A 1,888-nucleotide genomic window follows, 5' to 3' on the forward strand; every position below is an offset into this window, starting at 1 on the left:
GCAACCCTTACTTGAAGCCCTGTTCTTGTCATTTCATACATTTCTGCACCATTATGTATTTTAACTCGTGCATTATCTGGATATCTATATTCTGGTATGATATGTTTATCACTTAACGTTGTCCCATTGCCTGTATATGGTCTAGGATCCGTATAAGGTAGAATCTTATCCTTATGAGGATGATCTAGCTGATCGATAATTTTTTTCAACCTTGCTTTATCAGCCTCTGTATTTCCTCCTAATGGGATTTTTATTATATCTGTTTCAATAGCTTCGTAACGGATAACTCCGACTGTAACTAATGCTACGTGGGCTAAGAATAAACTACTGATTGACATAAATACTTTTTAATGTTGGAAGTAATTTTATATGAAAGGAGATGGTCCCCGACCACCTCCTAGTGTTAAATCATAATGCTTCTTTTTCAGCCCAAATATCTTCAATTAATGGTTAGGAACCTTCTTCCGAAACACACCCTTGTCTACTTGTTCGAAATCACTATCAACTTTAAGCAATGTGAAAGTTTCAATAACATAACAGTCATCTTCTTCATATACAATTTGGTATTTTATACCATTATGTCTGCAATAAAATTCTCTTCTATAGGCTTCTTCTAACTCATTGAATGTGACCTCTTTTACATACCGATTTTCATAAACCTTTCTAAAACCTTCTTCATCAGGTTTAGTTTCGGAACTTAAAAGATAGTTACCATTTCTCTTAGAATCTAACTTATACTCAATCCCTCTGTATATTGCATATTTACCATTCTTTATTCTCATACTTTTCCTCCCTATTAATAGGTTAGTATAAATTTCCCTTTATCTATAGAATAAACCCCAACTAACACCTTATGACTCGTAGCTGTTAATTCATATAACTCTGTCCCGTCTGGAATGTCGACTTGTTTCATATTATATTCAGCTCCACAACGGTCGCAATACTCGTTCTTATCTCTATTAATGTAGCTGCTTCATGGTCAGTTAGTTGATGTGTTGGTATTAACCTCAACATATTAAACTTGTCCAATGAGATGTTGAAATTTCTTAGTGTTTCTGGAAATCCATTAATAAAAGAGTCTTCAAGTAAATGGTTACGATATCCTCCTCCCTGCTACGCATCTATAAAGTTGTCTACCTGACTTGGACGATTAACTCTTAATCTCTCAAGCTCCGATGGATAGACTTTTTTCTCAACCAACTGGCGCATGTTTTCAGGACTGAAGCCTTTTGCTTGGATGTATCTTTTTACCCACGTTGCCTCTGTACGGTTAATGATACCATAACGAGCGTAGACATTTGGGTCTATATGTCTGTTGGCAGCTCTTCTTTGGTTTACACTTAATGTCTATCTAAAGCCTTCGGCTTGGGCTTTAACTTATTCTTCCCACTCCTGCTCGTAGCTGTACCCTGGCGCACTTACTCGATCGATCACACCTTGGACATCACCCACCACTATATTCGGGTTGACCCATAGCTTTCCTTGATGGAAATCGTAGGCGACCATATCTTCGTGCATCTCAAAGCCGGTGTGAACTCCCTCTGTTAAGTATATAAACCAATGATGCTTTGGTGGGATTGATGAATACAACACATTATTTTCTAAAGCATCTATTGCATCAGGTTGTAATTCCTCTAACATGTCGAGCGCTGATCTTTCAGCGATGAGACACTTGGCTCCTGTTAGTTGGATCATTCGTAGCTGTTGAGCTAAGTATTTTTCTTGAGACTCGGTCAATTCATCCGTTTTCACATGCTCGTCATCCGTTTCAAGAAAAGGTACCACGTACTGACCTTGTTCAGGTATCGTGGAGGTATGGATTTCTTCTTGATGAATCCATATAAATAATTTATTAGGTGTAATTTGTTTCTCAAATCTCATAGCAAAG

At 37.3% G+C, this 1,888-nt stretch carries 2 protein-coding genes and 1 pseudogene; all 3 read right to left on the reverse strand.

Annotated features, from left to right (window positions below):
• Positions 1–338: pseudogene (locus JKM87_RS17580) on the reverse strand (hypothetical protein); the annotation flags it as partial.
• Between the two features lie 105 nt (positions 339–443).
• Positions 444–782 carry a hypothetical protein gene (locus JKM87_RS17585; RefSeq protein WP_202081763.1) on the reverse strand — a complete coding sequence of 113 codons (339 nt, stop codon included), beginning with the start codon at positions 780–782 and terminating at the stop codon, positions 444–446.
• A 595-nt stretch (positions 783–1,377) separates the two neighbouring features.
• On the reverse strand, positions 1,378–1,888 hold a 511-nt coding region (locus tag JKM87_RS17590; RefSeq protein WP_202081765.1), incomplete at its 5' end, for a hypothetical protein.

The sequence above is a fragment of the Caldalkalibacillus salinus genome (assembly GCF_016745835.1).
Taxonomy (GTDB): Bacteria; Bacillota; Bacilli; order Caldalkalibacillales; family JCM-10596; genus Caldalkalibacillus_A; species Caldalkalibacillus_A salinus.

What these genes read in the sequence shown, in the direction of transcription:
- JKM87_RS17585 (WP_202081763.1), bottom strand. Translation starts at nt 782, where the DNA reads ATGAGAATAAAGAATGGTAAATATGCAATATACAGAGGGATTGAGTAT.